Origin of the sequence: Luteibacter sp. dw_328 (assembly GCF_018449605.1) — a bacterium.
Classification (GTDB): domain Bacteria; phylum Pseudomonadota; class Gammaproteobacteria; order Xanthomonadales; family Rhodanobacteraceae; genus Luteibacter.
In genome coordinates, this window is the sequence record NZ_JAAVUW010000006.1 from 361,038 (window position 1) to 383,697 (window position 22,660).

Sequence of the window (22,660 nt, forward strand, 5' to 3'; positions counted from 1 at the left end):
TTCCTACCGGGCGACGGCGTCGCTTAGCCCCAGGTGCCGGCGTACCTCGGAGGCAATCGCCGCGGTCTCGCGTAGCGGCGTTTGCGTCGTCGCCGTCGTCGCGTCGATATCGTGCAACAACCCCGCCGAGCGCAGCTCCCGGTGAAACCGCTCCAGCTTCTCCGGCAGCGGCTGCGAAACGAAGGTATGCACGGGCCGCCCCGTCGCGCAGGCCTCGGACAGCATATTCACCGAGTCCGGGGTGACGACGAGCCGATCGGCCCAGCCGAGCACGCCAGGGTAGGGGTTCGCGCCGTCGGTGCTATCGGCCCAGACCACACCGGGCAAGCCCGCGAACGCGCTGCGAATGCGACCCCGCTGTGCTTCCGGTGTCCGCCGTGATGCCGCCACCAGGACGGAGCCACCATCGGCCTGATGTCGTCGCTTCACGGCCTCGAGGAAGGCTGCCGCCGCGTCGTCGTCGAACGGCGTGCCGTGCCTGGCCCCGCCGATCAACACGCCCAGCCGCGGCGACCGCAGGTCGGCGAACGGGGCGAAGGCATCGCGTCCGTCGGCCAGCCAGGTGTCGTCGATGGGATGCAACGAGCCCAGCGGATTGAGGACATTGTCGCCGCGCAGGGTGTCGTGCCTGGGCGCGATCACCAGGTCCCAGTGGGCCGGATCGATCCTCGGATCCAGCACCTGCACGGCCAGGGTCTTGCCGTCCGACCATTGGCGGATCTGCCGGGTCGCCCAAGCGGCGCTGCGTCCGCAGCCGATGACCAGTTTCGGCCAGGGCGGTCGCAGGCTTTCGTCGTTGCCGCCCAGCGCCATACGCGAACCCGGCAATTGCCGGGGCGCGAACCACGACCAGGGAGCGCGCAGCTCCACTACGATCTCGCGGATAGATGGGGTCAGCGCCTCGGCCAGCGCCAGCGCCTGCCGTCGATTGCCGGCCGCGCCGTCTGTCACAACCCAGCAGGCATCGTGGGGCAGGATTGTTGTCGTATTTGCCACAGTTCGTTCCCTGGCCGACCGATCACGGACCGGCTCATGACGCTTACACTGTCGGGATGCCGGGGCCCCGGCGATCCGTCACTGTACAAGGATATCCATGAGCGCTCCGTTGTCCGATGCTTCGCTTGACCAGCTTTTCCTGACCGCCCGCACCTATAACGCGTGGCTGCCGAAGGAAGTGACCGACGAGCAGATCCGCCGCTTGTACGATCTGGCCAAGTTCGGCCCCACTGCGGCCAACTCCTCGCCCATGCGCATCGTCTTCGTGAAGTCGCCGGACGCCAAGCAGCGCCTCAAGCCGTATCTCTCCGAGAGCAACGCCGAGAAGACCATGCAGGCGCCGGTGACCGCCATCGTCGCCACCGACTACGCCTTCTACGAGCACCTGCCCAAGCTGTTCCCGCACGCGGACGCCCGCAGCTGGTTCGTCGGCAACGAGCAGCTGGTCCAGGCTTCGGGTACCCGCAACGGCTCGCTGCAGGGTGCTTACCTGATCATGGCGGCCCGCGCGCTCGGCCTCGACTGTGGCCCGATGTCCGGCTTCGACCAGGCCGGCGTGGATGCCGAGTTCTTCGCCGGCACCCAGATCAAGTCGAACTTCCTGATCAACATCGGCTACGGCGATCCGGACAAGAATCTTTTCGACCGCCTGCCGCGTCTTTCCTTCGACGAAGCGGCACAAATAGCCTGACCTCAATTCCCGCGGTGACCATCCGGTCCCGCTGCCATCAGCAGTACCCATCCCACTGCAGGAGATTCACCATGCGCGCACTCCGTTACGTCGCCCTCGCGGGCCTGCTCGCCACCGCCGGCACCGCCGCTGCTGCTCCGGTCACCTATAAGCTGGATCCGGGCCACACCATGGTCCTGTTCAGCTGGAACCACTTCGGCTTCTCCAACCCGACCGCCAACCTCGGCCAGGTCGACGGCACGCTCGTCTATGACGAAGCCGCCCCGACCAAGTCCACCGTCGAAGCGACCCTGCCGCTCGCCGGCCTCGACACCTTCGTGCCGAAGCTCGATGAGCACCTGAAGTCGAAGGACTTCCTCGACGCCGCCACCTACCCGACCGTGACCTTCAAGAGCACCAAGGTCACCTCGGCCGGCAAGGACAAGCTGAAGGTTGTTGGCGACCTGACCGTGCACGGCGTCACCAAGCCGGTCACCCTCGACGTCACCGTGAACAAGGTCGGCCCGCACCCGATGATGAAGGTCCAGACCGCCGGCTTCGACGCCACGGCCACGATCAAGCGTTCGGATTTCGGCGTCGGCGCTTACGTGCCGAACGTCTCCGACGAGATCAAGATCCGCATCACCACCGAAGCGCACGACGCCTCGGCTGCTGACAAGAAGTAAGCAAGCCCCTCGGCTTCGCTTCCAGACCCGCGTCGGTAACGGCGCGGGTTTTTTTTGTTCACCGTGGACACCAAGGCCCGGGCGCCCGGCTTCCAGGCCGCACATGCTTTCGCATCGCGCATCGCGCATCGCGCATCGCGCATCGCGCAGAGGGCTCGCCTTCGGCCTCGCAGGCTCGGCTTAGCCGTCGCTTTCTACACTTGAGCGTCTCGCGGGGAGACCTTGGCGCCCACCCTCGCTGCTCAGACACGTCCTCCGCGTTCGAGAAGGAAGGCCGCTGACGCGGCCCGTGTATCTATTTGGCCTACGGCCGCTCCACTTGTGCGGAACTCGCCTCGAGGGTGGACGCCAAGGTCTCTCACGACGATACGGTCAGCTGGAAGGAGAGCCGTTGGCGTGGTGCCGTCATCGGTCCCGGCCGCACACAGAACACTAGGGCGATGCGGAAGCGCATGCGGATACGCGGTGGCGGGTACCCGGTTGCCGAACACCTTCCTCGCGCCTCTGCCCGTGCCTGTGCCTGGCGACAGCCGCAAGCGTGGCGAATGGACTCCGAATAAACACGCCGGTCGATGCCGCCGAGCGCTTCGGCTCGACCCACGCGAACCTCAGGGTCCGGGAGAGTCTTCGGTGCCCACCCTCGAGGCGAGTTCCGCACAAGTGGAGCGGCCGTAGGCCAAATAGATACACGGGCCGCGGTAGCGGCCTTTCCTTGTCGAACGCGGAGGACCTGTCTGAGCAGCGAGGGTGGGCACCGAAGACTCTGCGCCGCCACGTCCAGGCACCGAAGGCTCTGCGCCGCCACGTCCAGGAATCGAAGGCTCGACGCCGCCACGTCCAGGCACCGAAGGCTCTGCGCAGCAACGTCTGGGCCCGCCGCGGCAGGCACTCAAGCGGGTGAACCCGGAGGAAGCCCGAAAACCGCAATTCCACCGAGAGCCAATTCCTTTTTTGCTACCATCGCAGACCCAGTTACACGGCCTTGTCCGGAGTTTCCCCATGCATGCCAATCCCGCGGCCGCCAAGCTGATTCCGGCCAACGCCGAGAACCGTTATGAAGTGACCAAGGCGGACCTTCCGCTATCCTGCCCCATGCCGGGCATGTACCTGTGGAACTCGCATCCCAAGGTCTACCTGCCCATCGTGGACGACGGCGGCACTTCCAAGTGCCCGTATTGCGGCGCCAATTACGTATTGAAAGACTGAACGGCCCCGCGCGGGCATGCTTCCTGCATTGCCCGTGACACTCCTTCCTCTCGGACCGCCCATGGCCACCGTCTTCCCAGATCGGACGATGACCGTCGTACAGCTCATCCCCGCCCTTCACTCGGGTGGTGCCGAGCGTTCGACCCTGGAAATTGCCAGGGCGCTGGTCGCTGCGGGACACCGCTCGGTCGTGGTTTCCGCGGGAGGGCGCCTCGTCGCCCAGCTCGAGGCGGAGGGGAGCGAGCATTTCACCGTGCCGATCGGTCACAAATCGCTCGGCACGCTGTTCACTGTCGGCAAGCTGCGCCGCATCCTGCGCGAGGTGAAGCCCGACATCGTCCATGCCCGGTCACGCTTGCCCGCGTGGATCGGCTGGTGGGCCATGCGTGGCGTCAAGCCCCGCCCCCATTTCGTCACGACGGTGCATGGACTGAATTCGCCGGGCCGGTATAGCGCCATCCTGCTCCGGGGCGAGCGTGTCATCGTCGTCTCGCAGACCCTGCGTGACTACGTGCTGCGTCATTACCCCGACGACATCGACACGGCGCGGGTGGCCGTTATCCCGCGCGGCATCGATACCGACGCCTTCCCTTACGGATACCGGCCCGACGAGACCTGGCAGCGCGCCTTTTTCGAGGAATACCCGCAACTGGCCGGCGCCCCGCTGCTGACCCTCCCGGGCCGTGGTACGCGTCTGAAAGGCCATGCGGATGCGATCGAGCTGCTCGCCGATCTCATTCATCGGGCCATCGACGCGCGCCTGCTCCTGCTCGGTGCCGATGAGCCCGGTCGCGAGGCCTACGTGGCCGAGCTGCGTCAGCTCATCCATGCCCGCGGCCTGGACGACAAGGTGGTGATCTCCCCGGCCCGGGACGATGTTCGCGACATATTTGCTATGTCGGCCCTCGTCCTGCAGCTGTCCGTTCGCCCCGAGTCGTTCGGGCGGACGGTGGTCGAGGCCCTGGCGTTGTGCCGTCCGGTGATGGGCTACGCCCATGGCGGCGTCGGCGAACTCTTGGCCGAGCTCTACCCGGCCGGTCGCGTACCGCTGGGCGATCGCGAAAAGCTGGTCGAGCGTGCTGCTGAACTGCTGCGTTTCGCGCCACCCATTCCGCCGCCGCGCAGTTACCGCCTGGTCGACATGCAGGAAGCCACGCTCGCGCTCTACGCCGGCCTGCTTCAGGGCGAGCCGACCGCGTGAGCGGCACCGTCGCCCGTTCGATCAAGGCGGGTCTGGCCTCGCCGCTGTTGCCGATCTGGCTCGTGCCGGCCTTGCTGCCGTTCGGTCGCAGCGCTGAGCTGGGCGTGTTCCTTTGCCTGGTCGGCAGCATCCTGCTGCTGGTTCGCGAGCCGCAGGCCATACGTCATCACCCCGGCGCGAAGCTCTTCCTGTGGCTGTTCGCGGCTTACGCAGGCGCTGCCCTTGTCTCGGTCATTGATGCCGTGGCACCGGGCAAGAGCTGGCTTACGGTGGCTGGCATCCTCCGTTTCGCACCGCTGGGTGTGTACACCTGCTTCGCGATGCGTCGGCCGGGCAAGGTGCGGGCCCTCTATCTGGCCACCGCCGTGGTGGTCGCAATCTGGGTGGCCGATGCCTGGGTACAGGCCATTACCGGCTACGGTCTCGCTGGCGCGTCGAATGCTGAACGCCTATCGGGCATCTTCGGCGCAGACAACCTGAAGCTGGGTCCGGCGCTTTCCGCCCTGGCGCCCTTCCTCCTGTGGGGCGCCCGTGAGCGCTGGGGACGTCGCGGCCTGGTCATCGCCTTCCTGCTGGCCCTCGGTCCTGTCCTGCTTTCCGGCTCACGCGCGTCGTGGCTTTGCTACGGACTCGTCGCGCTGGGTTTTCTCTGGAACGAGGCAAAGACGCCGCGCCGATTCGCCGTGGCGTGCGCGGCGGCCGCCGTCTCGCTGGCCGTGGTCGTGTTGCTTGCATGGCAGGTGTCACCGCGTTTCCGCGACCGCGTGGCGCACACCTTGCCCGCGTTGTCGGGCACCAGCGCAGGCGTCGACAACGCGCTGACCGGAAGGCTGGATATCTGGACCACGTCGCTGCGGATGTTCGCCGCGCATCCGGTGAACGGTGTCGGTGTCCGTGGGTTCCGCTATGCCTATCCCGCGCTGGCGACACCGGGTGACCACTTCCTGACGATCGAGAAATGCGCGGAGGGCGAAGGTGCCTGCCACGCGCACCAGGTCGTGCTGGAAGTGGCGACCGAGACCGGCGTCATCGGACTGCTCGCGTGGCTGGCAGCGGTGGTCCTGGCCGTACGCACCTGGTGGCGCGCCGGAACCGTCGCGCGCTACCGGGCTTTCCCCGCCACGCTGGCACTGGTCGTCATTCTCTTTCCGCTGAACACACACATGGCCTTCTACTCGGCCTGGTGGGGCCTCCTTGCCGCCTGGCTCGTGTCGGTCTGGTGCGCCGCGCTATTTGCGGACCTGCCTGACCTGGAACCGCGCGATGGCGCGTGAGCCGCTATCGGTCGTCGTCACCACATTCAACAACGCGGACACCATCGAGGCCTGCGTGGCCTCCGTGCACTTCGCCGATGACATCCTCGTGCTGGATTCCGGCTCGACCGATGCCACGCGCGACATTGCCGCACGGCTGGGAGCACGCATCGAAGTGCAGCCCTTCGCCGGTTACAGCGCCCAGAAGCAGGCGGCCATCGACCTCGCGATCCATCGCTGGGTGCTCCTGCTGGATTCGGACGAAGCCCTGCCGGTCGCCGCGGCGGATCGCGTACGCGCGGCCCTGGATTCGCCCGATGTCGCCGGCTTCGAGCTGCTCCGCCGGGAGTGGGTGTTCTGGCGCTGGCAGTCCGACCATGCCCGGCTGAATCATTATGTCCGTCTGTTCGATCGCACCCGCGCCCGGATGAGCGGCCACGAAGTGCACGAGAGCATCGTCGTCGACGGGCCGGTACGCCGCCTCGACGCCGTGATCGACCACTACGGCGAACGCGATATCGAAGGTCGCGTGGACAAGGCCAATCGCTACTCGTCGTTGCAGGTGCGCGACCGGCGCACGCGCACGCCGCGCCACCTGCGCGCACGCATGGTTGTCTATCCGACGGTCGCTTTCCTGCGCTACTACCTGTGGCGCGGACACTGGCGTGGCGGCTGGGCGGGCTTCGTCGCCGCGCGCGTGCACGCGTTCTACGCGTTCCTCAAGTACGCGAAGCTCTACGAACGCCGCGTCTCAGGCCGCCTGGTGGACCGTGATTCCCGGAACGCAAAAGGCGTCGACGAGTAAGTCGCACGCCTGCCGACGCAAGGCTTCGCGACGGCGAAATTCGCTGCGCCGTTTGCTCTCCACCGTCAACTCCGAACGGACCGGCTCATGCACGGGCATCGCGTAGAAGCCTTCTTCATCGGCGACACCATCGTTCTCCTGCCAGAACCCGTCGTAGTCGGCCTTGATCTTTTTCCTGCTCGCGAACGGATGGGCCTCGTTGCTGATGCCGCGTATGCGTTGCGCGCCCATCGCCTCGGACAGCGAACGGACCATCGACAGCAGGAGATTCTTCGGACGCAGTCCATGCGACTGCCGGGTGAGTTCGCGAATCGCATCGCGTCCCGCATTGTTCGCGGCACCTTGCAGGCAACCGATGATCACCGTACGGCCGTCGTCCACGAACGAAAGGGTCGCGTACGAGATCTGCAGCCCCCAGTCGTCGGTGAGCGAAAGGCTCAATTCGCCCTCGCGGCCCCGGAGCGTGGGTGCCTTCAGCACCAGTGACAGTCCGCTGCCATCGCGCAGGACGAGGCGCCCGACGCCGACTTCGCGCTGTAAGTACAACTGTTTGAACAACGGAGTGGGGAAACGGCGCACAGCGAAGGCGTAATGTTGCTGCGTGGCCGCCAGTCGCTGCATCATCGACCAGTGACGGTTCATGTAGCGGTGCTGGTAACGCTCGATCAGCGTGCGGTCGATCGCCGTCACGCCGGCCATGGCCGGCGATTCGAGGAACGCTAGCCACGCGCTGTGTCGACGCCAGTGAAGCAGCGCGCGCGCGATGTACGTCATCGCGGCATTGAATCCACGTGAACGTGAGCTATGCCATTCGGCCCGGCCGCGCAGCGAGCGCGCGAAACGGAGGAGCGACTGCATGGGGAAGGTCCGTCCAGGGAGTAGACGAATCGTTTCTACGCTCGTATTTTTTCGCGTAGCTTTCGTCGTCGCTGACGGGAAGTACCTGCTTAGGCCCGTAATTAACGGCGGTCGAGCCGGATCAGTAGATCTTCGGCTCGCCGGGTGGGCGCGTCTTGAACCGCTTGTGTACCCAAAGGTATTGCTCAGGTGCTTCACGCGCCATGCTTTCGATCTGCACGTTCACCCGTGCGGTGTCGTGTTCCGCGTCGTCACTGGGAAAATCCGTAAGCGGAGCACCGAGGCGCATGGCGTAGCCGGCATCGCCCGGCAGGCGGCGGTGGTAAAAAGGGATGACAAGCGCGCCCGACAACCGGGCCAGGTGATGCGTCGCGGTGATCGTCGCGGCCCGGACACCGAAGAACGGAACGAAGACGTTGTCCTTGCTGCGCATGTCCTGGTCGGGTGCGTACCACAGCGTGCCGCCCTTCTTCAGATATCGCACGGTCCCACGGATATCGTCTTTGTCGAACATCGCGTCGGCGTAGTGCAGGCGCGAGCGCAGCACCGTGAACTCGAAAACCTCCGAGTCCATCCGCCGGTACATGCCGGCGATGCGAATGCGCGAGGAGACCAGGCGGGCGCTCAGTTCGAGGTGCGAGAAGTGGCCCCCGACGAGCAGGACGCCACGACCGGCGGCACGCGCGGCCTCGAGGTGCTCGAGGCCTTCAACGGTGACCGGTACGTTCGCGATGGCGCGGTCAGAGCCCATCCAGCCGAGCGCGAATTCGGCCAGCATCATGCCAACGTCGCAGAGATTGGCCCGCAGCAGCGCTTTCTGGGCGGTCTCGCCCAACTCGGGGAAGCACAGCGCGATATTGGTCGCGGCGATGCGCCGCCGTTCCCGATTCAGGTGGAGCGCAAGGCGTCCGGCCGCGCGTCCGAGGCGCATCAGCGTGCGGAAGGGCAGGTGCGCGATGAGCCAGATGAAGCCGACGCCAACCCACGCGGCCCAGTGGCGGGGCGCAAGCAGGCGCAGGGTCAGGGAGGGGCGGGGCATTCCAGGCATGTCCGGCCATTGTAGCGAATGGGGGCGGCTATACTGGCCGGTCACCGGGAAGTCCAGGGAACCCCGTGCTGCTGCGTCTGATCTACAACTGCGCCATGTACCTTTTCACGCCACTGGTGATGCTTCGCCTGATGGCGCGTGGCATGCGCTACGGCGACTATCACGTGCGCTGGCGCGAGCGCTTCGGCCGCTTCCCGCTGCCTCGCCTGCATGGTTGCCTGTGGGTGCATGCGGTATCGGTCGGCGAGGTCAATGCGGCCGAACCGCTGGTCAAGGCGTTGATGGAGGCCTATCCGCACGCGCCCATGCTCGTGACGACAGTAACGCCGACGGGCTCGGAGCGCGTCCGCCAGTTGTTCGGCGATCGTGTCCACAGTGTCTACCTGCCGTACGACCTGCCGTTTGCGGTGCGCAGCTTCCTGCGCAACACGCGCCCGCGGCTGGCCGTGATCGTCGAGACCGAGATCTGGCCGAACCTCTATTTCGCCTGCCGTCGCCATGGCATCCCCCTGCTGATCGCCAACGCACGCCTCTCCGAGCGTTCGTTGCGCGGGTACTCGCGCATGAGTTCGCTGGTGAAAGGTGCGCTCCGTTGTGTCAGCCACATCGCCGCCCAGTCGCGCACGGATGCCGCGCGCTACCGTCTGCTCGGTGCCGAGCCAAGCCAGCTCACGGTCTGCGGCAACCTGAAGTTCGACATGCCGGTACCCGACGACGCGCTGGTGGCTGGCAAGGCCATGCGCGAAGCCTGGGGCACCGGTCGTCCGGTCTGGATCGCGGCAAGCACCCACGAGGGCGAGGAGATGAGCGTGCTCGAGGCGCACCTCGACGTGATGCGACGCCTGCCGGACGCGTTATTGCTGATCGCGCCGCGCCACCCCGAGCGTTTCAAGGCGGTGGAGTCCTCGGTGCGCAGCCTCGGCTTCCAGGTAGGCACGCGCAGCGCCGACGGCGTGCCGGGCCACGGCACCCAGTGCTTCGTGATCGATTCGATGGGCGAGTTGCTGCGATTCTTCGCGGCCTGCGACGTCGCCTTCGTCGGCGGCAGCCTGGTACCCATCGGCGGCCACAACGTGCTCGAGCCCGCTGCCTTGTCGAAGCCGGTGCTGGTGGGTCCCTATACCTTCAACTTCGAAGAGATCACCCAGGCGCTGCTGGACGAGTCCGGCGGCCAGCGCGTCGCCAGCGCCGACAAACTCGGCGAGCAGGTCCTCTCCCTCCTGCGCGACCATGACCGCCGCCAGGCCATGGGCACCGCCGCCCGCCACGTCTTCGACAGCGAACGCGGCTCCGTCGGCAAGGTGATGAAACTCGTCGACCGGCTGTTGCAGGAATAGGAACATGTAACCAGCGGCTTGCGCCGCCTCACGCTTGCGGGTGCGTTGGGAGCCGCGAGGGGCAAGGCCCTTGGGGCCGCGGCGCGGCTCTTCGAGACGGGCGGTAGCTGGTCTCTCGCTTTGTAAGGTAGTCGGGGCCGCCCTCAGCTTAAGCGTCCCCAAGGGCCTTGCCCCTCGCGGCAGCGAACGTCGAGGTTGCGTGGGGTCAAGCGCACCGCCAGCAAGCATGTGTTGTTGCTGTTGTAGGAGCCGATTCATCGGCGAAGCCTCAGAGGTCGTCGTTGCGAATGAGGGATTGCATCGCATCGTGGAGGCGGCTCAACCGCTCGCCCGATCACCACAAGGCCTTGTTCGCAAACCCGATAGCCTGAGGGTTCGCCGCTGAAGCGGCTCCTACGAAGGCGCGTTGGCGCGTTGGTGCGTTGAGGCAGTCGTGCGACGCATGGCGGCGAAGCGGCGTGACGCTCGTGCCACACGCAACCGCGACTCCCAGGAAACCACGAGCGTGAGGCGGCGCAAGCCGCTCAACACACCAGCCGCGCAGCGGCTATCCGCACAAAAAAAAGCGGACCCGAAGGCCCGCCCTTTTCATCGTGCAGTGGAACGCGGCCGTTACTGCAGCAGCGAGTTCACTGCTTCGAGGTCCTTGATGTCCACCGTGCCAGCCGTCTGCTTCAGCAGGAGCTTGTCGAGGATGAACTGATGGCGGGCCTGCGAGTAGTCGCTGAGCGACGAGGTGAGGTTCTGCTGGGCGATCAGCACGTCGACGATGGTGCGGGTGCCGACTTCGAAGCCGGCCTGCGTCGCGTCACGTGCACTCTCCGACGACTCGACGGCAGCCTTGGTCGCTTCGACCTTGCTGATGCCGGCGACGACCGAGCGGTAGAAGTTGAGCGTGTCACGCACCACCTGGCGACGCACCGATTCCAGGGAGTCCTGGGCGGCATCGCGCTGGTAGATCGACTGGCGCACGCGCGACTGCGTGAGGCCACCGGAGAAGATCGGCACGTTCAGCGTCAGGCCGACCGAGGTCGCGCCACGGCCGTTGCTGCCGGACGATCCGAGGGTGCCGGAGGTGGCCGCGGAACCGGCGCCACCGTTCTGCGTCCAGGCCGTGCTCTTGTTGTAACCCAGCGACGCGTCGATCGTCGGCAGATGGCCGGCGCGGGCGGAGGAGATGCTGTGCTCGCTCGACTCGACGCTGTACTGAGCGGCGAGAATGCTCGGGCTGCTCTTGACCGCTTCGGCCACCCAGGCCTTCGGATCGTTCGGGGTCGGGGGATCCATCGGCAGCTGTTCACGCAGCTTCTTCAGGTTGTCCGCCGGCTTGCCGGTGATCTGGGTGAGGGCTTCGCGCGAGTCGGCCAGGGTGTTCTCAGCCGTGATGACGGAGGCGACCGAGGTGTCGTGCTGGGCCTTGGCGTCCTGCACGTCCGTGATGGCGGACAGGCCGACGTCGAAACGCTGCTGCGCCTGCTCCAGCTGGCGGGCGAGGGCCTGCTCGTTGGCCTTGGCGAAGGTCAGGGCGTCGTCGTTGGTCAGGACCTGGAAGTAGGCCGTGGCCACGCGCGTCGCCAGCTGCTGGAGGGCGGCTTCGTACGTCGCGTTCTGCGAGTTGGCGGACGAATGCGCCGCCTGCAGGTCGGCGATCTGGCTGAAATTCAGCACGCTCTGGGTCACCGTCGCGCTCAGCGTACGCTCGCGGGTGTGGCCGATGTCGCTGCTCAGCAGCGGATTGCCGTTGCCGTCGAGGAGCGGGTTACCAGCGGCGTCGGTCAGCACCGAACGCGAGGGGCCTGCCGGGTTGGACTGGGTAATACCGACCGAGCCGTTGACCTGAGGCAGCAGCAACGCGCGTGCCTGATCCACGCCTTCGCCGGTGGCGAGACGGGTGGAATCGGCCTGCGACAGCACCGGATCGTTTGCACGCGCCTGGCGGTAGGCGTCGAGCAGGTCTTCAGCATGGCTCGCGAACGGCGTCGCGGCCAATGCAAGCGCGACGGTGAGCAGCTTCAAGCGCATGATTTCGCCTCGTGGGTGATGGGTAATCTTGTGGGTCAGAGCACGAAGCGCTTCACCGGCGCAGCGTGCGCCAGGTAGGGAAGGTCCGTTTCAAACAGCGATTCCTCGCGGAAGCGACCTTCACCCTCGTGGGTGAGGAGCACTGCCGTCTGCGCGGGGGAATCGCCGCGTACGACGAACATGCGCCCACCCGGCTTGAGCCAGCGCACGAACTTTTCGGGAACCGTGTGCACGGCACCGGTAATGACGACGGCATCGAAAACGCCGGTCGGGTTGTAGCCGTTGACGGCCTCGGCGGTCTCCAGCGAGACGTTGGTCACCCCGGTCGCGGCGAGGCGCTGGCGAGCGGCCTCGACGAAGTCGGCGTGCATGTCGATGCTGGTCACGTGGGCGGAGAGGCGGGCGAGGCAGGCGGTAAGAAAGCCCGAGCCGGTGCCGATTTCGAGCACGGTGTCGGTCTTCTTCAGCTCCAGAGCCTGCAGCACGCGGCCTTCCACCACCGGCTTCATCATCACCTCGCCGTGGCCCAGGGGCAGGGTGAGGTCGGCAAAAGACACGTTGCGGTGGGCCGCTGCGACGAAGTCTTCGCGGCGGATACCCTTCAGGGTCTCGAGGACGTCGAAGTCCAGGACTTCCCACGGGCGAACCTGGTTTTCAACCATGTTCTGCCGGGCCTGCTCGAAATTCATCGCCATGGTGTTGGATTCCGTACGAAAAGCTATAAAAAGGTTCGAAAGGATAAGCGTTCGTAGCCCGCTTTCCCAATGTGTTAAGGCTGCGGTCCCCGCGCCACTCCTACTAAGTGCCGGAAGTCACCGGACAGAACTGACGGAAGTCATGTCCCGCCCTACGGTGGCTCGCTGGCGCCTGAACGGCCGGTGGCGCAAGTGCCTGATGCCCATGGGAACGGTAAGGGCCGGCCCCACTTCATTCTAAGGTAGACGGGCGGCCAGACCCTTACTTTTTCCTGCGGCGTGAATGACAACCATGACGTGCTGGAAATAACTGAACCGCTGCGTATAATAAAGTCATAATTTTTGTTTGTGAAGGTGTAGCCATGAACGCCAGCCCGAAAATGAAAACGCAGGGTCCCGGGCGTCCGAAGGATATGGAGAAGCGCGCGGCCATCCTCGATGCCGCCAAGGCGCTCTTCACCCAGGGCGGCTTCGCGGGAACCAGCATGGACGCCGTCGCGGCTTCCGCGGGCGTCTCCAAGCTCACCGTCTACAGCCATTTCGGCGACAAGGACAACCTCTTCCGCGAGGTCATCCGCGCCCACGTTCAGGAACGCCTCCCGGACGATCTCTTCGACTTCAGCCCGGGCGCGGACATCCGCGTCACCCTGAATAACATCGCCAGCCGCCACGCGGCAATGGAAACGAACGTCGAATCGGTCGGCACCTTCCGCGCCATCCTTTCCGACTGCCAGGCCGGCGGTAACCCGCGTTTCGGCCGGCTGGTCTGGGAAGAAGGCCCGGTGCGCATGCACAAGCTGATGCAGCGCCTGCTCGACGGCGCCACGGAGCGCGGTCAGCTCGAGATCGCCGACACCTCGCGCGCCACCACGCAGTTCCTGGCCCTGCTCAAGGGCGACCTGCTGCTGCGTCGCCTGTTCGGTTGCGAAGACTGCGCCGTGCAGTTCGGTGAAGAGGTCAAGGCCAATGCCCTGGCCGCTGTCGAGATGTTCATCCGCGCTTACGAGCCGCGCCCGGACTGCTGAGCGCTCGCGTCCGACACCCGCTTCGTGGTTGAATCCCCCTCGAAGCGGGGGTGCCCAAGCGATTGCGCGGGCTGAGAGAGTCCCTTCGAACCTGATCCGGTCCGTACCGGCGTAGGAAGCTTCGTCCACGGGTAACGTGCGTCCGCGCACGTGTGCTTCCGTGGCGGCGCCGTCCGCTTCTCCCCTTATCCGCAAGGAACGAGAAGCCAATGAACGCCATGCCCTCCGATCTTGCCCGCGCCGCGCGCGAGCTGTCCGAAGCCGTCATCACGCCGATCGCCGGCTCGCGCAAGATCCACGTGACCGGTAGCCGCCCCGATCTGCGCGTGCCGCTGCGAGAGATCGCCCAGGCCCCCACGCCGACCCTGTTCGGCGGCGAAGAAAATCCCCCGATCGTGGTCTACGACACCTCCGGTCCCTACACCGATCCCGAGCACGCCGTCGATCTGGCCAGCGGTCTCCCGGCACTGCGTGCGCGATGGATCGCCGAACGGGGTGATGTCGAGCGTCTGGATGGCCTGTCTTCCGCCTTCGGGCGGGCGCGTGCCGACGATGCGCGCCTGGACCCCATCCGCTTCGGCACCCAGCGCATGCCCCTGCGCGCCAAAGCCGGCGCCAATGTCACGCAGATGCACTACGCACGCCGCGGCATCGTGACGCCGGAGATGGAATACATCGCCATCCGCGAGAACCAGCGTCTGGAGGCCCTCGTCGACAGCGCGCTGCGCGCTCAGCATCCCGGCGAATCCTTCGGCGCCTCGCTGCCGAGCCGGATCACGCCCGAATTCGTGCGCGATGAAGTGGCACGTGGCCGCGCGATCATCCCCGCCAACATCAACCACCCGGAAGTCGAGCCGATGATCATCGGCCGCAACTTCCTGACCAAGGTCAACGCCAACATCGGCAACAGCGCGGTGAGTTCGGGCATCGCCGAAGAGGTGGAGAAACTGGTCTGGGCGATCCGCTGGGGCGGCGACACGGTGATGGATCTCTCCACCGGCAAGCACATCCACGAAACACGCGAGTGGATCATCCGCAATGCGCCGGTGCCCATCGGCACGGTGCCGATCTACCAGGCGCTGGAGAAAGTAGGGGGCGTCGCCGAAGACCTCACCTGGGAGATTTTCCGCGATACGCTGATCGAGCAGGCAGAGCAGGGCGTCGACTACTTCACCATCCACGCCGGCGTGTTGCTGCGCTACGTGCCGCTCACCGCCAAGCGCGTCACCGGTATCGTCTCGCGCGGCGGCTCGATCATGGCCAAGTGGTGCCTGGCGCACCACCGCGAGAACTTCCTCTACACGCACTTCGAAGACATCTGCGAGATCATGAAGGCCTATGACGTGTCCTTCAGCCTCGGCGATGGCCTGCGTCCGGGCTGCATCGCCGACGCCAACGACGCCGCGCAGTTCGGTGAACTCGACACATTGGGCGAACTGACCAAACTGGCCTGGAAGCATGACGTGCAGACCATGATCGAAGGTCCCGGGCACGTGCCGATGCACCTGATCAAGGAAAACATGGATCGTCAGCTGGCGGTATGCGACGAGGCGCCGTTCTACACGCTGGGCCCTCTGACCACGGATATCGCGCCGGGCTACGACCACATCACCAGCGCGATCGGCGCGGCGATGATCGGCTGGTTCGGCACGGCCATGCTCTGTTATGTCACGCCCAAGGAACACCTTGGCCTGCCGAACCGGCAGGATGTCCGCGACGGCATCATCGCGTACAAGATCGCCGCGCATGCCGCGGACCTGGCCAAGGGCCATCCCGGTGCACAGGTGCGCGACAACGCGCTGTCGAAGGCGCGCTTCGAATTCCGCTGGGACGACCAGTTCAACCTCGGTCTCGATCCCGACAAGGCACGCGAATTCCACGACGAGACCATGCCCAAGGACGCGCACAAGTCGGCGCATTTCTGCTCCATGTGCGGCCCGAAGTTCTGCTCGATGAAAATCACCCAGGACGTCCGCGACTACGCCGCCGGCATGGAAGCCTCCGCCGGTATGGAAGAGAAATCCCTCGAATTCCGCGCCCAGGGCAGCGAGGTCTACCAAAAGGCCTGAGGTCCCACGTCGTCCCGCGTCGACTTGCGTCGGCCCGCTCAGTAGGAGCCGATTTATCGGCGATCTTTCATGTGGGAGCCGCTTCAGCGGCGATGGGTGCTTGCGGCAGCCTGGCCCGCTGCCGCGGGATCGCCGATGAATCGGCTCCTACAACGGGCGCGGCACCCTTCACCCCGTGTTACCGGACCTACCGAGAATATTCGTAAAGGTCCGCCCGACACCGGCGGGGTAAGCTAACCCCTCACGTTCCCCCACATAAAGGACAGGCATGAACGCGAACGCCGCCCCGTCACCGTCGCCGACCCGTCGTCGACGCAACCCGATCAGCCTCACCGTGGCGGTCGTGATCGCGCTTCTCATCCTGTGGGTGCTCATCACCATGTGGTGGTGGGACAAGGAGCCCGAGCAATTCGATCCGGTCACGGTGACCACGGCGCACATGAAGGAGATCGGCCGGCCGATGGCTACCGGTGCGGTGACCACGTACACGCTGATCGAATCGGTGAATACGCTGATGGATAAGCGTGGCGGTTACCTGAGCAACGACAAGCTGCCGCCTGGCGTGTTCATGGACAATATTCCCAACTGGGAATTCGGCTCGCTGATGGCCTCGCGCGATCTCGCACAGGCGCTTCGCAACAGCTTCAGTCGCTCGCAAACGCAGTCCACCGAAGATAAGGATCTCGGTGAGGCCGACCCGTTACTCAACAGCCCGAACGATCGCTGGCTGCTGCCGAGTTCCGAATCGCAATACGGCAAGGCGACGGACGACCTGGAGAAGTACCTCGTCCGCCTGAGTGACTCCGAGGACGCCAACGCGCACTTCTACGCGCGCGCCGACAACCTTGCGGATTACCTGCAGACCGTGTCCGCCCGTCTGGGCTCGCTGTCGCAGCGACTTTCGGCGAGCGTCGGGCAGCTCAAGGTGGATGCGGCGCCCAACGCCGATGTCTCCGGCAAAGTGGGGCCATCCAAGGCGGTGTACGTGAAGACGCCCTGGAACAAGATCGACGACAACTTCTATGAAGCGCGCGGTTACACCTGGGCCTTGCTGGAGCAGCTGAAGGCGATTCGCCACGACTTCGCGCCGATCCTTCGCAGCAAGAACGCGGATGCGAGCCTGCAGCAAGTCATTCGCGAACTGGAAGAATCGCAGAAGGCGCTGGGTAGCCCGGTGGTCCTCAACGGCTCGCCGTTCGGCTTCTTCGCGAACCACTCGCTGGTGATGGCGAACTACATCTCGCGCGCCAACGCGGCGATCATCGACTTGCGTACGTTGTTAGGCCGCGGCTAAAAAAATCGGCTCCCTTGTGGGAGCCGATTCATCGGCGATCATGGTCGCCGGGCTTCGCAGGGATCGCCGATACATCGGCTCCTACCAAGCAGGTTGCGTCAGATCAGTGGTCGGCCTTGTAACGACCCATGCCAGCGACGATCTCCGCCTTGGCTTCTTCCGCGCCGACCCAGCCGTCGATCTTGACCCACTTGCCCTTCTCGAGATCCTTGTAGTGCTCGAAGAAGTGACCGATGCGCTCCAGCCAGTGACCGGAAACCTGGCCGATATCCTTGATGTGCGCGTAGCCGGCGAACACCTTGTCCACCGGAACCACGACGAGCTTCTCGTCGGCACCGGCTTCGTCGGTCATCTTCAGCATGCCGACCGGATGGCAACGGATCACCGAGCCCGGTACCAGCGACAGCGGCAGGATCACCAGCGCGTCGAGCGGGTCGCCGTCGCCACCCAGGGTGCCCGGCACGTAGCCGTAGTTGCACGGGTAGCGCATCGGGGTCGACAGGATGCGGTCGACGAAGATCGCGCCGCTTTCCTTGTCCACTTCGTACTTGACGGGCTCGGCATCCTTGGGGATTTCGATGATGACGTTGATTTCGTCCGGCACATTCTTGCCGGCGGGAACGAGGTGCAGGCCCATGGGATTCCTTGGTGATTCGGGGGGTTAAGGCGGCCGAATAGGATACCGCCCGGCCATGGCCCCGGCAAAGTGCCTGTTTTTTGTGTGGGAGCCGGCTATGCCGGCGATGGACTCACCCGCTAAACCGCTTCGTTGGCTTTTCGCCGCTGAAGCGGCTCCCACAGGATGTGCTTACTTCAGGTGTTCCCAGAGGTAGGTATAGGCCAGGGCGCTCATGAACGCCGACTGCTTGTTGTCCGCTGCGGCGCCATGTCCACCTTCGAGGTTCTCGTAGAGGCTGGCGTCGAAGCCCATGGCCTGCATGCGTGCGGCCATCTTGCGGGCATGCACCGGGCCCACGCGGTCGTCGCGCGTGGAGGTGGTGAACAGCACCGGCGGGTACTTGGTGCCCTTATGCAGGTTCTGATACGGCGAGAAGGTCTGGATGTACTTCCATTCCTCCGGCTTGTCCGGATCGCCGTATTCCGCCATCCACGAAGCACCGGCGGACATGTGCGTGTAGCGCTTCATGTCGAGCAGGGCCACCTGGCTGACCACCGCGCCGTACAGCTGCGGATACTGGGTCAGCATGTTGCCGGCGAGCAGTCCGCCGTTGCTGCCGCCCATCATGCCCATGTGTTTCGGGTTGGTGATCTTGCGGTCGATCAGATCCTGCGAGACAGCCGCGAAGTCCTCGTAAGCGCGAGGACGATTGGCTTTCAACGCCGCCTGGTGCCAGCGCGGACCGTACTCGCCGCCACCGCGGATATTGGCGATGACGTACACGCCACCCTTTTCCAGCCAGGCGCGTCCGGCACCCGCGGCATAGGCCGGCTCGAGCGATATCTCGAAACCGCCGTAACCATAGACCAGGGTCGGGTTAGTGCCGTCGGCCTTCAGGGCCTTCGGCGCGATCTCGAAGTAGGGCACCTTGGTGCCGTCCTTGGAGGTGACGAAGTGCTGGCTGACGACGAACTTCGAGGCATCGAAGAAGGCCGGGCTGTGCTTGATCGCCTCGCGCTCACCCTGGCCCAGCGTGCCGTAATAAAGCGTGGTGGGCTGCAGGAAACCGGTCACGGTGAGGAAGTATTCGTCCGTGTCGTCGGCATCGATACCGCCGGCCTGCATGTTGCTGAGGGCCGGTGCACCGCTGAGCGTATCTTCCTTCCAGGCACCGGTATCGGCTGGCGTCAGGACCTTGATCTGGGTGACCACATCGCGCGACACGGTGAGGATCAGATGGTGGCGCGTCCACGAATGACCCGCCAGCGACGTGTGCTCGTCGGGTGTGAAAAGTACGGTGAAGTCGCGCTTGCCAGCCATGAAATCGTCGAACTTCGTGGCGACCAGCGAGCCGGAGGGATAGGTCTTGCCGCCGACCGTCCACGCCGTGCGCAGCTCGACAAGCAGCCATTCGCGTTCGACATCGGTCTCGGCGTCGTTGGGCACGTCGATTTTCGTCAGCGAGCCGTCCTTGCCGCGCAGGAAGGTCTCGGAGCTGTAGAACTCCAGTGCGCGCTGCACGAAATCGCGCTCGAAGCCCGGCGTGCGATCGCGATAGGCCGAGATGGAAAGGTCGTTGTCCTTACCTTCGTACACGGTCTGAGCGGAAGCCAGCGGCGTGCCGCGCTTCCATTCCTTGACGATGCGCGGGTAGCTCGAGGTGGTCATCGAGCCCGGGCCGAAATCCGTGGCGACATAGATATGGTCGTCGTCGATCCAGGCGACCTGGCTCTTGGCCTCCGGCAGGGCGAAGCCGTCCTTGATGAAGCCCTTGGTCGAGAGATCGAACTCGCGGATCACGTCGGCATCCGCACCGCCGCGCGACAGCGAGACGAGGCAGCGGCGGTAGTCCGGCTTCAGGCACTGCACGCCGTGCCAGACCCAGTTCTCTTTTTCGGACGCGGCGAGCGCATCGAGATCGATCACGGTGTCCCAGGCCGGCTTGTCCTTGCGGTACTCGGCCAGCGTGGTACGGCGCCACAGGCCCTTGGGGTGCTGCTTGTCGCGCCAGAAGTTGTAGAAGTGGTCGCCGATCTTCGAAACCATCGGGATCTTTGCGTCGGAATCGAGCATCTCCAGCAGGCGCGCGTCCAGCGTCTTGAAGTCCTGGCTCTCGGCGTACTTCGCCACGGTCTCGGCGTTACGCGCCTTGACCCACTCGAGCGGCTTGGCGCCGTCGATATCGTCCAGCCAGAGATTTTCGTCATCGGCTCCGGCCTGGGTGGCGGGAGCGGCGGTATGCGGGGTGTCGTGGGCTTGAGTCATGCCACTGAAGGTAAGGGCGATGACGAGCGCAATCCAGCGTCGATGCATGGTTCCGGGTTCCGAGATTGAGCGGAACCCGGACCATAGCTTACCCGGCGGGCCCGAAGGCCCATGACTTCCGGGCTACAACCCCCTTGCTCGGTAGGAGCCGATTCATCGGCGATCGGGTGCTCGCCGCACCCTAGCCCGCTGCCGCGGGATCGCCGATGAATCGGCTCCTACCTAGCCAGAGGCAACACGGCTCAAAGGAACGGAATCAGCAACAGCGCCACGATGTTGATGATCTTGATCAGCGGATTCACCGCCGGGCCCGCCGTGTCCTTGTACGGGTCGCCCACGGTGTCGCCGGTGACGGCGGCCTTGTGCGCGTCCGAACCCTTTCCACCGAAGTTGCCATCCTCGATGTACTTCTTGGCGTTGTCCCAGGCGCCGCCACCGGTCGTCATCGAGATGGCAACGAACAGGCCGGTGACGATGGTACCGATCAGCACGCCACCCAGCGCCTGCGCGCCCGCCTCGGAGCCGCCCAGCCACTTGAAGCCGAAGAGCACCACCACCGGCACCAGCACCGGCAGGAGTGAAGGCACCAGCATTTCGCGAATCGCCGAACGCGTGAGCATGTCCACCGCGCGGGAATAGTCCGGCTTGGTCGTGCCCTCCATGATCCCGGAGATCTCGCGGAACTGGCGCCGTACTTCCTCGACCACGGCCCCTGCCGCGCGACCCACCGCTTCCATGGCCATGGCTGCGAACAGGTACGGAATCAGACCGCCGATCAGCAGGCCGATGATCACGTAATGGTTGGAAAGGTCGAAGCGTATCTCCGTGCCGCCAAAGTGTTCGTTGAGGTTGTGCGTGTAATCGGCGAACAGCACGAGGGCGGCGAGACCGGCCGAACCGATGGCATAGCCCTTGGTCACGGCCTTGGTCGTGTTGCCCACGGCGTCGAGCGGATCGGTGACGCCGCGCACCTCGGGCGGCAGGTCCGCCATCTCGGCGATGCCGCCGGCGTTATCGGTAATCGGGCCGTATGCGTCCAGCGCCACGATCATGCCGGTCATGCTGAGCATGGCCGTTGCCGCGATGGCGATCCCGTAGAGACCGGCGAACGCGAAGGCGCCCCAGATGGCTGCGCAAACAGCCAGCACCGGCAGGGCCGTGGACTTCATCGAGACGCCGAGGCCGGCGATGATGTTCGTCGCGTGGCCCGTGGTGGACGACTTGGCCACATGGCGCACCGGCCCGTATTCCGTTGCCGTGTAGTACTCGGTGATCACCACCATGGCCCCCGTGAGCACCAGGCCGATGATCGCGCAGCCGTAAATGCGGCCGGCGCCATAGGCGGAATCCGCCATCATCGACTGGGTGATCGGCCAGAAGGCAATCGCGGCGAGCAGGGCGGAAACGAAGACGCCGGCGTACAGCGCATTCATGATCTTGCCGCCGCGGGTCTTCACGAAGAACGTGCCGATCACCGACGCGATGATCGACGCCCCGCCCAGCACCAGCGGGAACAGCACCCCCGACGGACCGGTCTCGGTCGCCATCACGCCGCCGAGCAGCATGGTGGCGATCAGGGTCACGGCGTAGGTCTCGAACAGGTCGGCCGCCATGCCGGCGCAGTCGCCGACGTTGTCGCCCACGTTGTCCGCGATGACCGCCGGATTGCGCGGGTCATCTTCGGGAATGCCGGCTTCGACCTTGCCGACCAGATCCGCGCCCACGTCGGCACCCTTGGTGAAGATGCCACCACCGAGGCGAGCGAAAATCGAGATCAGCGACGAACCGAAGGCCAGGCCGATCAACGCGTGCAGCGCGTGGGTGCGTTCATACCCCATGTGCAGGAGGATGCCGTAGTAGCCCGCGACGCCGAGCAGGGCGAGTCCCACGACCAACATGCCAGTGACGGCGCCGCCACGGAAAGCCACCGCGAGGGCAGAAGAAAGGCCGCTTCTGGCGGCCTCGGCGGTACGAACATTGGCACGAACCGACACGTTCATGCCGATGTAGCCGGTAGCCCCCGACAGGAGCGCCCCCAGCGCGAAGCCGATGCCTGTTCCCCAGTCGAGGAAGACACCAATAAGGAGCAGAAGGACGATGCCGACGACGCCGATGGTGGCGTACTGGCGGTTGAGGTATGCGCGTGCGCCTTCCTGGATGGCCGCGGCGATCTCCTGCATGCGCTCGTTGCCTGGCGATCTGGCAAGCACCCAGCTGACCGAAAACGCGCCGTACAGAATCGCAACGACCGCACATGCCAGCGCGATCCATAAACCGTACTGTTGCAGCATCGAAGCCTCCCCAAGTTGTGGGAGCCCGCCATGGGGCTCGACCCGAGTATAGGCAGGGGAGACCGCCGAAGGCGTTGTGCGCTGCGGGACAGCCCACAAGAAAGGCTCATCGCAGGCTCGGCTTCGCCGTCGCTTCGTACACTTGGGCGTCTCGCGGGGAGACCTTGGTGTCCACCCTCGCTGCTCAGACACGTCCTCCGCGTTCGAAAAGGAAGGCCGCTGACGCGGCCCATGTATCTAACTGGCCTACGGCCGCTCCACTTGTGCGGAACTCGCCTCGAGGGTGGACACCAAGGTCTCTCACAACGATACGGTCAGCT

18 protein-coding genes and 1 riboswitch are annotated in these 22,660 nt (G+C 65.2%); of the genes, 10 read left to right on the plus strand and 8 right to left on the minus strand.

Features of this window, described 5'->3' with window-relative positions; translation table 11 throughout:
* Nucleotides 1-3: 3 nt before the first annotated feature.
* Nucleotides 4-951 (minus strand): mitochondrial fission ELM1 family protein, encoded by a 948-nt coding sequence (locus tag HB634_RS16625; protein WP_345777509.1) that lies wholly within the window; start codon nt 949-951, stop codon nt 4-6.
* A 142-nt stretch (nt 952-1,093) separates the two neighbouring features.
* On the opposite strand from HB634_RS16625, the gene HB634_RS16630 reads away from it, so the two are divergent.
* From HB634_RS16630 to HB634_RS16655, 6 genes are all read left to right on the plus strand, one after another.
* Entirely contained in the window at nt 1,094-1,687 is a 594-nt protein-coding gene (locus tag HB634_RS16630) for a malonic semialdehyde reductase (RefSeq protein ID WP_063573225.1), read from the plus strand.
* Nucleotides 1,688-1,758: 71 nt separating this feature from the next.
* A complete protein-coding gene (locus HB634_RS16635; protein ID WP_213949385.1) occupies nt 1,759-2,352 on the plus strand; it encodes a YceI family protein in 594 nt (197 codons plus the stop codon).
* Nucleotides 2,353-3,351: 999 nt separating this feature from the next.
* Complete coding sequence (locus HB634_RS16640) at nt 3,352-3,558, plus strand: zinc-finger domain-containing protein (RefSeq protein WP_046979305.1); 207 nt, start codon at nt 3,352-3,354, stop codon at nt 3,556-3,558.
* An 88-nt stretch (nt 3,559-3,646) separates the two neighbouring features.
* Nucleotides 3,647-4,759, plus strand: coding sequence for a glycosyltransferase (locus tag HB634_RS16645; RefSeq protein WP_255548647.1), 1,113 nt, complete (start codon nt 3,647-3,649; stop codon nt 4,757-4,759).
* Entirely contained in the window at nt 4,756-6,033 is a 1,278-nt protein-coding gene (locus HB634_RS16650) for an O-antigen ligase family protein (protein WP_213949387.1), read from the plus strand. The genes HB634_RS16645 and HB634_RS16650 overlap by 4 nt, the downstream gene beginning before the upstream one ends.
* Nucleotides 6,023-6,817, plus strand: coding sequence for a glycosyltransferase family 2 protein (locus HB634_RS16655; protein ID WP_213949388.1), 795 nt, complete (start codon nt 6,023-6,025; stop codon nt 6,815-6,817). The genes HB634_RS16650 and HB634_RS16655 overlap by 11 nt, the downstream gene beginning before the upstream one ends.
* Here the strand turns inward: HB634_RS16655 and HB634_RS16660 are convergent.
* Complete coding sequence (locus tag HB634_RS16660; RefSeq protein ID WP_213949389.1) at nt 6,764-7,675, minus strand: DUF535 family protein; 912 nt, start codon at nt 7,673-7,675, stop codon at nt 6,764-6,766. The two genes, HB634_RS16655 and HB634_RS16660, sit on opposite strands and share 54 nt — an antisense overlap.
* A 121-nt stretch (nt 7,676-7,796) precedes the next feature.
* Nucleotides 7,797-8,714 carry an LpxL/LpxP family Kdo(2)-lipid IV(A) lauroyl/palmitoleoyl acyltransferase gene (gene lpxL, locus HB634_RS16665; protein ID WP_213949390.1) on the minus strand — a complete coding sequence of 306 codons (918 nt, stop codon included), beginning with the start codon at nt 8,712-8,714 and terminating at the stop codon, nt 7,797-7,799.
* A gap of 80 nt (nt 8,715-8,794) precedes the next feature.
* On the opposite strand from lpxL, the gene waaA reads away from it, so the two are divergent.
* Nucleotides 8,795-10,060, plus strand: a complete 1,266-nt coding sequence (gene waaA, locus HB634_RS16670) for a lipid IV(A) 3-deoxy-D-manno-octulosonic acid transferase (protein WP_063574189.1) — start codon at nt 8,795-8,797, stop codon at nt 10,058-10,060.
* A gap of 612 nt (nt 10,061-10,672) precedes the next feature.
* Here waaA and HB634_RS16675 read toward each other — a convergent pair.
* On the minus strand, nt 10,673-12,082 hold the full coding sequence (locus HB634_RS16675; RefSeq protein ID WP_063571983.1) for a TolC family outer membrane protein: 1,410 nt from the start codon (nt 12,080-12,082) through the stop codon (nt 10,673-10,675).
* Between the two features lie 35 nt (nt 12,083-12,117).
* Nucleotides 12,118-12,777, minus strand: a complete 660-nt coding sequence (locus tag HB634_RS16680; RefSeq protein WP_063571982.1) for a protein-L-isoaspartate O-methyltransferase — start codon at nt 12,775-12,777, stop codon at nt 12,118-12,120.
* Between the two features lie 362 nt (nt 12,778-13,139).
* Here HB634_RS16680 and HB634_RS16685 point away from each other — a divergent pair, with 362 nt between their 5' ends.
* The 3 genes from HB634_RS16685 to HB634_RS16695 all read left to right on the plus strand — a co-directional run bounded on the left by HB634_RS16685 (nt 13,140) and on the right by HB634_RS16695 (nt 17,165).
* On the plus strand, nt 13,140-13,802 hold the full coding sequence (locus tag HB634_RS16685; RefSeq protein ID WP_063571981.1) for a TetR/AcrR family transcriptional regulator: 663 nt from the start codon (nt 13,140-13,142) through the stop codon (nt 13,800-13,802).
* 36 nt (nt 13,803-13,838) lie between these two features.
* Nucleotides 13,839-13,937: riboswitch (TPP riboswitch) on the plus strand.
* A gap of 74 nt (nt 13,938-14,011) precedes the next feature.
* Entirely contained in the window at nt 14,012-15,871 is a 1,860-nt protein-coding gene (thiC, locus tag HB634_RS16690) for a phosphomethylpyrimidine synthase ThiC (RefSeq protein ID WP_213949391.1), read from the plus strand.
* Nucleotides 15,872-16,139: 268 nt separating this feature from the next.
* A complete protein-coding gene (locus HB634_RS16695; RefSeq protein WP_213949392.1) occupies nt 16,140-17,165 on the plus strand; it encodes a DUF2333 family protein in 1,026 nt (341 codons plus the stop codon).
* Nucleotides 17,166-17,268: 103 nt separating this feature from the next.
* Here the strand turns inward: HB634_RS16695 and ppa are convergent, their stop codons facing one another.
* From ppa to HB634_RS16710, 3 genes are all read right to left on the minus strand, one after another.
* Complete coding sequence (ppa, locus tag HB634_RS16700; RefSeq protein WP_063572247.1) at nt 17,269-17,802, minus strand: inorganic diphosphatase; 534 nt, start codon at nt 17,800-17,802, stop codon at nt 17,269-17,271.
* Nucleotides 17,803-17,973: 171 nt separating this feature from the next.
* Nucleotides 17,974-20,049: a prolyl oligopeptidase family serine peptidase gene (locus tag HB634_RS16705; protein WP_255548664.1), complete on the minus strand. Its 2,076-nt coding sequence runs from the start codon at nt 20,047-20,049 to the stop codon at nt 17,974-17,976.
* Between the two features lie 242 nt (nt 20,050-20,291).
* Nucleotides 20,292-22,340: a sodium-translocating pyrophosphatase gene (locus HB634_RS16710; protein ID WP_213949394.1), complete on the minus strand. Its 2,049-nt coding sequence runs from the start codon at nt 22,338-22,340 to the stop codon at nt 20,292-20,294.
* Nucleotides 22,341-22,660: the final 320 nt, after the last annotated feature.

Bases quoted from the DNA above. Each gene is read 5' to 3' on its own strand.
- HB634_RS16630 (WP_063573225.1), top strand. From the start codon at position 1,094: ATGAGCGCTCCGTTGTCCGATGCTTCGCTTGACCAGCTTTTCCTGACC.
- HB634_RS16655 (WP_213949388.1), top strand. From the start codon at position 6,023: ATGGCGCGTGAGCCGCTATCGGTCGTCGTCACCACATTCAACAACGCG.
- HB634_RS16645 (WP_255548647.1), top strand. From the start codon at position 3,647: ATGACCGTCGTACAGCTCATCCCCGCCCTTCACTCGGGTGGTGCCGAG.
- HB634_RS16675 (WP_063571983.1), bottom strand. From the start codon at position 12,082: ATGCGCTTGAAGCTGCTCACCGTCGCGCTTGCATTGGCCGCGACGCCG.
- HB634_RS16710 (WP_213949394.1), bottom strand. From the start codon at position 22,340: ATGCTGCAACAGTACGGTTTATGGATCGCGCTGGCATGTGCGGTCGTT.
- HB634_RS16680 (WP_063571982.1), bottom strand. From the start codon at position 12,777: ATGGCGATGAATTTCGAGCAGGCCCGGCAGAACATGGTTGAAAACCAG.
- ppa (WP_063572247.1), bottom strand. From the start codon at position 17,802: ATGGGCCTGCACCTCGTTCCCGCCGGCAAGAATGTGCCGGACGAAATC.
- HB634_RS16695 (WP_213949392.1), top strand. From the start codon at position 16,140: ATGAACGCGAACGCCGCCCCGTCACCGTCGCCGACCCGTCGTCGACGC.
- HB634_RS16640 (WP_046979305.1), top strand. From the start codon at position 3,352: ATGCATGCCAATCCCGCGGCCGCCAAGCTGATTCCGGCCAACGCCGAG.
- HB634_RS16685 (WP_063571981.1), top strand. From the start codon at position 13,140: ATGAACGCCAGCCCGAAAATGAAAACGCAGGGTCCCGGGCGTCCGAAG.
- thiC (WP_213949391.1), top strand. From the start codon at position 14,012: ATGAACGCCATGCCCTCCGATCTTGCCCGCGCCGCGCGCGAGCTGTCC.
- lpxL (WP_213949390.1), bottom strand. From the start codon at position 8,714: ATGCCCCGCCCCTCCCTGACCCTGCGCCTGCTTGCGCCCCGCCACTGG.
- HB634_RS16635 (WP_213949385.1), top strand. From the start codon at position 1,759: ATGCGCGCACTCCGTTACGTCGCCCTCGCGGGCCTGCTCGCCACCGCC.
- HB634_RS16705 (WP_255548664.1), bottom strand. From the start codon at position 20,049: ATGACTCAAGCCCACGACACCCCGCATACCGCCGCTCCCGCCACCCAG.
- HB634_RS16660 (WP_213949389.1), bottom strand. From the start codon at position 7,675: ATGCAGTCGCTCCTCCGTTTCGCGCGCTCGCTGCGCGGCCGGGCCGAA.